This window comes from Rhodopseudomonas sp. (genome assembly GCF_048594845.1).
Classification (GTDB): domain Bacteria; phylum Pseudomonadota; class Alphaproteobacteria; order Rhizobiales; family Xanthobacteraceae; genus Rhodopseudomonas.
Genome location: NZ_JBMDXE010000250.1, coordinates 1 through 8,211 on the forward strand (window position 1 = coordinate 1; position 8,211 = coordinate 8,211).

An 8,211-nucleotide genomic window follows, 5' to 3' on the forward strand; every position below is an offset into this window, starting at 1 on the left:
TTCTGGGTGACCACGACACTGCCCTTGGCCTCCAGGCGGCGAATCGACGAGGTGCCGCCGGGCCCAGGCGCCGCGGCGGGCATCGCCTTGCGCTTGGCCTGCTTGGCCGAGCCGTTGTCCTGCTGATCCTGATCGTAGAACACCACGAGGCTCTTGGACGTCATGGTGGTGTCGCCCTGGACCACCTTCACGCTGCCCGCGAAGGTCGCCTCTTTCTTCTTGTCCCGGACCTCGAGCGTATCGGATTCGATCTGGATCGGCTGGTCGCGATTCTGCGAAAAGCCCTGCATCGCGTTGGGCACGCCCTGCATGGTGCTCTGCGCCCAGCCGGGTGCGCTCGCAGCGCCGGCCAGAAGCGCGGCGCCGGCGACCCCGAGCAGGACGCGACGGGCGGAGCGGAAACCGGCAGCGATCATGGATGGTTCACTTCACGTTGGCGTTGGCCTGACGGCTTCGCCTTCGGCGGCGCCGGGTCGACTCGCGGCGACGCGGCCGGAGCGGGCGGCGGCTGGGCGGCGGCTTCCTCGGAGGAATCCGGGAGCCTGGCGTTATCCAGGTTCATCACGACTCCTCCCTCGAATCGGATCACATCGCCCTTTTCGGTAATCCGCAGCCGCTGGCCGCGCAACTTGCCGCCGAGCCATTTGACGTCCACCGGCTCGTCCGACGCCACCGTGCCCTTGCCCATGTCGACGTCCGCGTGGGTCATCCAGGCTTCGCTGCCGCTCGACGAACGCAGATAGACGTCCTTCTCCAGGTTGAGGAGCTGGGCCTTGGTGTTGAACTTGCCGTCACGGGCCTCGATCACCACGGTGGACTGGTCGTCGTTCACCATCTTGGCGCGCAAGGTGTGCAGATCGACGTGATCCTGGCTGGTGAGATCCTGGGTGGCCGAGCGGGCCCACATCTCGTAGGGGCGGCCGTCGTTGGTGAAGCCGGCCAGATGCGGGGATTCCATCGTGATCTTGGTGCCGGAGACCACCAGGTCGCCGATGTCGAGCGGCAGCTTCGACAGCAGGCGGAAGGGGTTGAAGATCGAGATCGCGAGGATCGCGGCGAGCGACAGCGCCACGACGAGGGGCACGGCGATCCGCAAGGTGCGCACCAGACGGCTGTGGCGCGCCGCCGCGGCGAAGCGCGCCTCCATGCTGGCTTGATACGACGCCGTCTGAACCGAAGCCACCGCTGCTCCCGCGTGGTGCCGGGCGTGGCATCATCCAGCCAGCCTCGAGCCTACCGTCTCACATCCTTGCTCCGCATCGGGAACCGACCGGACGCGTCCGGCGCGGGGAGCAACCCCAGATAGTCGCTAAAACCCCGGCAGGCGAGGCCCGCGGTGGGACGAGCCCATCACAAGCCCATCAGGACGACGAACATGACCGAAACGGGGCGGCCCAATGTGTCGGATCTGCCCGAAATCCTCAAGAATGCGCGAAGATGTCCTCTTCGCTCCAACCTGCGAGGTCGAGGCGGGCGCGGTAGGGCAGGAAATCGAAGCACGCTTGCGCGAGTTCGGCGCGGTTCTCGCGCGCCAGCATCACGTCGAGCTTGTCGCGCAGCGCATGCAGATGCAGCACGTCGGAGGCCGCATATGCCAGTTGAGCGTCGCTCAGATTGTCGGCGCCCCAGTCGCTCGACTGCTGCTGCTTCGACAGGTCGACATTCAGCAGTTCGCGGACCAGGTCCTTGAGGCCGTGACGATCGGTGTAGGTACGCGACAGCCGGGAAGCGATCTTGGTGCAGTAGACCGGCTGCGGCATCACGCCGAGCGCGTTGAACAGGGCGGCGAGGTCGAACCGGGCGAAATGGAAGATCTTCACCACGCCGGGATCGCCGAGCAGCCGCTTCAGGTTCGGCGCGTCGCTGTGGCCGCGCGGGATCTGCACCACATCGGCGCTGCCGTCGCCGTTCGAAAGCTGCACGACGCACAGCCTATCGCGATGCGGATGCAGCCCCATGGTCTCGGTGTCGATCGCCACGGAGGTGGTGTAGCGCGAAAGATCCGGCAGATCGCCGCGGTGCAGGCGGATGGTCATGGTCGGCAACCGTTGTTCTGGAAGGTGGGACCGACGGTCCCGAATCGCTGCTCAACCTAGCGCTCGAGCCAGCAAGTGGCGAGCCGTGCGGCCGAGATCGATCACATCAACAAAAGGGAGAGTGAAGTGCGGGCAGGGCAATGGTGCCCAGGAGAGGACTCGAACCTCCACGGTGTTACCCACTGGTACCTGAAACCAGCGCGTCTACCAATTCCGCCACCTGGGCCCGGGCGGGTTGATAGGGACCCGCTACGGAAATGTCAAATTGCTTTGCGCTGCCAATTCCGCTGTACAGCGAAAGGTTGATGGCGTAACGCGAAACCGCCAAAATAACGGCGATTGCCGGAGCTTTCCGGCTCGTCTTTTCCCCATCAGGATCACCCGCATGCATTCGAATATCGACACCCTTGTCACGGTTTTCGGCGGTTCGGGCTTCATCGGCCGCCATGTGGTGAGCGCGCTGGCCCGCCGGGATTACCGAATCAGGGTGGCGGTGCGGCGTCCCGAACTCGCCGGGCACCTGCAGCCGCTCGGCCGGGTCGGGCAGATTCATGCGGTGCAGGCCAACCTGCGCTATCCGGAATCGATCCAGGCCGCGATGCGTGACGCGCATGTGGTGATCAATCTGGTCGGCATTCTCGCCGAGGGCGGTGCGCAGCGGTTCGACTCGGTGCAGGCCGAGGGCGCTGCGGCGGTCGCGAAGGCGGCTGCCTCGATCGGCGCCCGCATGGTGCATGTCTCGGCGATCGGTGCCGATGCCAATTCGCCGTCGCGCTACGCCCGCTCCAAGGCCGCCGGCGAACAGGCTGTGCTCGCCGCGGTGCCGGACGCCACCATTCTGCGGCCGTCGGTGGTGTTCGGCCCCGAAGATCAATTCACCAATCGCTTCGCCGCGCTGGCGCGGATCTCGCCGTTGCTGCCGCTGGTCGGCGCCGACACCAAGCTGCAGCCGGTCTATGTCGGCGACGTCGCGGCTGCCGTGGCCGAGGCGGTGGACGGCCGGACGAAGCCGGGCGCGACCTACGAACTCGGCGGCCCCGAACAGATGACGATGCGGGAGATCATCGAGCTGATCCTCGAGACGGTCGATCGCAAGCGGCTGTTGCTGCCGCTGCCGTTCGGGCTCGCTAGCCTGCAGGCCGCGCTGCTGCAGTTCGCACCGGGCGACTTCAAGCTGACGCCGGATCAGGTTTCGCTGCTGAAGGTCGACAACATCGTGTCGGACGCCGCCAAGAGCGCCGGGCTGACGCTGCAGGGCCTCGGCATCACGCCGGATTCGATGGAGGCGGTGGTGCCGTCCTATCTGTGGCGCTTCCGCGCCACCGGCCAGTTCGCCCGCAAGAACGCCTGATCGAAGTCATTACCTGAAGCTTCGCCGCGCAGCCCCGCGCGGCGAAGTGCCGGTGATTACTTGCCGAGCGCCAGCGCGATCAGCCCGAGCGTGCCGACCACGACGCGCCACCACGCGAACAGCTCGAAGCCGTGGCGGGTAACGTAGCCGAGGAATGTCTTCACCACGATGATCGCGGTGATGAACGACACCACGAAGCCGACCGCCACGATGGTGAGATGGTCGCTCGAGAGGTCGGCGCGGTTCTTGTAGAGATCGTACACGAACGCGCCCACCATCGTGGGAATCGCCAGGAAGAACGAGAACTCCGCGGCCGAGCGCTTGTCGGCGCCGAACAGCATCGCCGCGACGATGCTGGCGCCCGAGCGCGATACGCCGGGGATCATCGCCATGCACTGCGCGCAACCGATGTAGAAGTACATCTTGAGCGGGAATGCGGTGGCGTCGTGATGCTCGGGATTGAGATCGAGCTGATCGACCCAGAGCAGAATCGCGCCGCCGACGATCAGCGAGAAGCAAACCACCCAAGGGTTGAACAGATACGCCTTGATGTAGGAGCCGGCCGCCGCGCCGATCACCGCCGCCGGCAGGAACGCGACCAGCACGCCCATGACGAAGCGCTGCGCGGCGGGATCCGAGAACATCCCGAGCGCAATCCGCCACAATTTCGAGAAATACAGCGCCAGGATCGCCAGGATGGCGCCGAGCTGAATCAGGACGTCGAAGGTCTTCCAGAAGTCGCCCTCGCCGAGGTTGAAGAACCGGCCGACGAGCAGCAGATGACCGGTCGACGACACCGGAAGAAACTCGGTCACACCCTCTACGATGCCGAGAATGACGGCCCTGATGATATCGGCAAGCATGGGGAGTCCGTTGGGAAGGGGGCGATCTTGCGGGAGGCGGAACCTTGTCGCCTATTCACTAGTATGCCGCAACGTCAAAAATGCGCCAGAGCTGCCTTGCCAAAAGCCGCCTTGCCAGCGGCCTGCAACTGAGTAGTTTGACGCCTCCCGCGGGCCCGGGACGCTGATCGCGTCCGCCGATCTCGGCCACCGTTTGTTAAGCCTGCGAAACTATCAAGGTCGCCATGTACACCCTGTTCCACCATCCGTTCTGCCCGCAGTCCCGGTTCGTGCGGCTTGCGCTCGGTGAACACGGTCTCGACCTGCGGCTGGTGGAAGAGCGTTCGTGGGAGCGCCGGACGGCGTTTCTGGCGCTCAATCCGGCCGGAACGACCCCGGTGCTGATCGCCGAAGGGCAGCCGCCGGTTCCCGGCGCCGGCGTGATCGCCGAGTTTCTCGACGAGACGCATGGTGCGGGCTTCGGCGATCGCCGGCTGTTGCCGCAGTCGACCGCCGAGCGGATCGAGGTGCGCCGGCTGCTCGACTGGTTCAACGACAAATTTTTCGAGGAAGCCAGCGGACCGCTGGTGACCGAGCGGATCTACAAGCGCTTCATGAGCGAAGAGGACGGTGGCGGTCCGCCGGCGATGGACGTGATCCGTGCCGCGACCGCCAATGTGCGCTATCACCTCGCTTATATCGGCTGGCTGGCGCGGACGCGGAACTTCCTGGCCGGCGACCGGATGACTTATGCGGACCTCGCCGCCGCCGCGCACCTGTCGGCGATCGATTATCTGGGCGACGTGCCATGGATCGAGGACGAAGCCGCGAAGGCCTGGTACGCCCGGATCAAGTCGCGGCCGTCGTTCCGCCCGCTGCTGAGCGAGTGGCTGGCGGGGGTGCCGGCGTCGCGGACCTACGTGGATCTGGACTTCTGAGCCGGGCCGGAACGGCTCTCAATTCGGCCGAAAATCCTTGTGGCAAACTGAAGGCAGCGCTGACCGATCAGGCGCTCGCGCTCGGCTTCGCGCCGCTCGGTGTCTGCGCACCGGATGCCATCCCGAACGCCCTCGGCTACCTGCGCGAATTCCTTGCTGCTGATTATCACGGGCAGATGGCCTGGCTGGCCGACCGGCCGGAGCGCCGCGCCGACCCGCGGGTGATGTGGGGCGATGTCCGCTCGGTGATCATGCTGGGCGTCAATTACGGACCGGCGACCGATCCGCTGGCGCTGGCGGGAGCGAAGGATCGCGGCGCGATCTCGGTCTATGCGCAAGGCGACGATTATCACGACGTCATCAAGGCGCGGCTGAAGCAGCTCGCGCGCTGGCTGGTCGCGACCGCGGGCGGCGAGGTCAAAGTCTTCGTCGACACCGCGGCGGTGATGGAGAAGCCGCTGGCGCAGGCGGCCGGGGTCGGCTGGCAGGGCAAGCACAGCAATCTGGTGTCGCGGGAGTTCGGCTCCTGGCTGTTTCTCGGTGCGATCTTCACCACGCTCGAACTGCCGCGCGACGACGCCGAGCGCGATCATTGTGGCTCGTGCCGCAACTGCCTCGATGCCTGTCCGACCGCGGCGTTTCCGGCGCCGTATCGTGTGGATGCGCGGCGCTGCATCTCGTATCTGACGATCGAGCACAAAGGGCCGATCCCGCACGAATTTCGCAAACAACTTGGTAATCGGATTTACGGTTGCGACGATTGTCTCGCGGTCTGCCCGTGGAACAAGTTCGCGCAGGCCGGCCGCGAGGCCAAGCTGGCCTCTCGCGAAACTTTGCGGGCGCCGGCGCTGGCCGAACTTGTGCGGCTCGACGACACGGCCTTTCGGGCGCTGTTCACCAAGTCCCCGGTCAAGCGCATCGGCCGCAACCGCTTTATCCGCAACGTGCTGATCGCGATCGGCAATTCGGGCGAAGCAGAGCTGGCGATCGAAGCCGAGCGATTGCTCGGCGATGCCGACCCGGCGGTGCGCGGCGCGGCGGTGTGGGCGCTCGGGCAGTTAGTTGCCGACGATCAGTTCGCCGTGTTGCGCGAGAGGCATCTCGCCGAAGAAGCCGATGAGACTGTGCGGGCGGAGTGGATGGACGGCCGTGTGGTCCGAGATGCCGCACCGTCTTCAGACGTCATCCCCCGCGAAAGCGGGGGAACCAGTATCCCAGAGAGATGATGAACTTGACCGCACTGGAATACCGGGTCGCCCCCCTCCGCGGGCGATGACGGGGGTGTGTGGGGTGGAGTCACCACACCACACCCCAAATCCTCCACCGCCGCCAACAAACATTCGATGTGCTGCGGCCGCGAGAGGCGGTGGTCGCCGTCCTGGATCAGGGTCAGCACGACGTCTTCGCAGGGCAGATGCTCGGTCAGCGCAAAGGCGTGGGTCCAGGGCACGTCGGGGTCCTGCTTGCCTTGCAGGATGCGGACTGGGCAGCCGGTCGAGATCGCTCCGTCGAGCAGCAGATGGTTGCGGCCGTCCTCGATCAGCGCCCGCGTGATCGGATAGGGCTCGCCATACTCCGACGGTCGCATCCAGACCCCCTCGGTCTCGATCTGCCGCCGGATCTCCGGCGAAAAGCCGTTCCACATCAGTGCCTCGGTGAAATCCGGCGCCGGTGCGATCAGCACCATTCCGGCCAGCGAGGCGGGGCCATTGCCGCCGCGGCGAAGCAGCTCGCGCGCCAGCAGCAGCGCCATCCAGCCGCCCATCGACGAGCCGATCACCACCTGCGGGCCCTTGGCGAAGCGATCGAACACCGCCAGCGAGTCCTCGAGCCAGCGGCTGATCGTGCCCTCGGCGAAGGCGCCGGAGGATTCGCCGTGGCCGGAATAATCGAACCGGACGCAGGCCCGGCCGCGTTCGGCCGCGAAGGCATCGAGCGCGACCGCCTTGGTGCCCGTCATGTCGGAGTTGAAGCCGCCGAGCCAGAACAACCCGGGCGGCGTGCCGGGCCTGGCGCGGACAGCGATGCGGCGCTGAGCGGAGCCGTCTCCGACGGTGATGAACTCCGGATCGGCGCCGGCGGGGTGATTTGTCATGGATCAAGTGCCTCGTTGCCGAATTGCTTTGCAGTACGCCCGGCCGCGCCGTCAATCGCGCATGGCGCGGGGTGCCGCGTGACGGAAAAGACGCGGGTCGGCATGACTTTGCGCTGGTTATGCGGAAGTTGGCTTGCCGGTCGGGGCTTCTTCCGTCACACTGCGCCGCGATCAGAAAAAGGGCATGGCCCCGGCTTTGAGCGGGGTTGTCGGTTTTGCGTCCGGTTACGCTCTGACCTATATGGAGCGCATGATCGGATCGGCACGGTCGCGTGATGCCTCCGTGATATGCCCTGATCGATCGTCCGCCATCAACGTTCACAATATTGGAGAAGCCACCATTCGCCGTCCCAACAGAGCCCCGCCCCCCGTTGCCAAGGATGGGCCGCGCACCAACGATGACATTCGCAACCACGAGATCCAGCTGATCGACCAGGACGGTGTGAACCGTGGCAAGGTCGAGACCATTGTCGCGATCAAGATGGCAATGGAAGCCGGCATGGATCTGGTCGAGATCTCGCCGAACGTCAGTCCGCCGGTCTGCAAGATCATGGACTACGGCAAGTTCAAGTACTCGGCGCAGAAGAAGGCCGCCGAGGCGCGCAAGAAGCAGAAGATCGTCGAGATCAAGGAGATCAAGCTCCGTCCGATGATCGACGACCACGACTACGACGTGAAGATGAAGGCGATGCAGCGCTTCTTCGAGGAAGGCGACAAGGTGAAGATCACTTTGCGCTATCGCGGACGCGAAATGGCCCACCAGGACATCGGCACCAAGCTGCTGGACAAGGTGAAGGCCGACGTCGCCGAGATCGCCAAGGTCGAGCAGGACGCCCGCTTCGAAGGTCGCCAGGTCGTCATGGTGCTGGCGCCGCGCTGAGCTCCACCGTTTTCGATTTGAGTAGGCATGTGGCCCGCCAGCGAGAGCTGACGGGCCATTTTCGTTTAG

The 8,211-nt window shown here is 65.5% G+C and carries 8 protein-coding genes, 1 tRNA gene and 1 pseudogene; 4 read left to right on the plus strand and 6 right to left on the minus strand.

All coding sequences use genetic code 11. The features are described from left to right. The 4 genes from ACOJTD_RS16190 to ACOJTD_RS16205 all read right to left on the minus strand — a co-directional run. On the minus strand, window positions 1-416 hold a 416-nt coding region (locus ACOJTD_RS16190), incomplete at its 3' end, for an LptA/OstA family protein (protein ID WP_420133920.1). Then, a complete protein-coding gene (lptC, locus tag ACOJTD_RS16195; RefSeq protein WP_420133926.1) occupies window positions 413-1,147 on the minus strand; it encodes an LPS export ABC transporter periplasmic protein LptC in 735 nt (244 codons plus the stop codon). The genes lptC and ACOJTD_RS16190, both read right to left, overlap by 4 nt. A gap of 274 nt (window positions 1,148-1,421) precedes the next feature. Continuing rightward, entirely contained in the window at window positions 1,422-2,036 is a 615-nt protein-coding gene (locus ACOJTD_RS16200; protein ID WP_420133921.1) for a ribonuclease D, read from the minus strand. 141 nt (window positions 2,037-2,177) lie between these two features. Beyond that, window positions 2,178-2,262, minus strand: a tRNA-Leu gene (locus ACOJTD_RS16205). 159 nt (window positions 2,263-2,421) lie between these two features. Here ACOJTD_RS16205 and ACOJTD_RS16210 point away from each other — a divergent pair. Beyond that, window positions 2,422-3,387 (plus strand): complex I NDUFA9 subunit family protein, encoded by a 966-nt coding sequence (locus ACOJTD_RS16210; RefSeq protein ID WP_420133922.1) that lies wholly within the window; start codon window positions 2,422-2,424, stop codon window positions 3,385-3,387. Window positions 3,388-3,443: 56 nt separating this feature from the next. On the opposite strand, the gene ACOJTD_RS16215 is transcribed toward ACOJTD_RS16210, so the two are convergent. Continuing rightward, window positions 3,444-4,250 (minus strand): undecaprenyl-diphosphate phosphatase, encoded by an 807-nt coding sequence (locus ACOJTD_RS16215; RefSeq protein ID WP_420133923.1) that lies wholly within the window; start codon window positions 4,248-4,250, stop codon window positions 3,444-3,446. A gap of 224 nt (window positions 4,251-4,474) precedes the next feature. Between ACOJTD_RS16215 and ACOJTD_RS16220 the strand changes: the two genes are divergently transcribed. Further along, entirely contained in the window at window positions 4,475-5,167 is a 693-nt protein-coding gene (locus tag ACOJTD_RS16220) for a glutathione S-transferase family protein (protein WP_420133924.1), read from the plus strand. Then, the gene (queG, locus tag ACOJTD_RS16225; RefSeq protein WP_420133925.1) at window positions 5,116-6,393 is read left to right on the plus strand and encodes a tRNA epoxyqueuosine(34) reductase QueG; all 1,278 of its coding nucleotides are present in this window, start codon (window positions 5,116-5,118) and stop codon (window positions 6,391-6,393) included. The genes ACOJTD_RS16220 and queG overlap by 52 nt, the downstream gene beginning before the upstream one ends. 83 nt (window positions 6,394-6,476) lie before the next feature. Here queG and ACOJTD_RS16230 read toward each other — a convergent pair. Beyond that, window positions 6,477-7,262, minus strand: a pseudogene (locus ACOJTD_RS16230) (alpha/beta hydrolase); the annotation flags it as partial. A gap of 340 nt (window positions 7,263-7,602) precedes the next feature. Between ACOJTD_RS16230 and infC the strand changes: the two are divergent. Continuing rightward, entirely contained in the window at window positions 7,603-8,142 is a 540-nt protein-coding gene (gene infC / locus ACOJTD_RS16235) for a translation initiation factor IF-3 (protein WP_156332516.1), read from the plus strand. Window positions 8,143-8,211 lie beyond the last annotated feature (69 nt).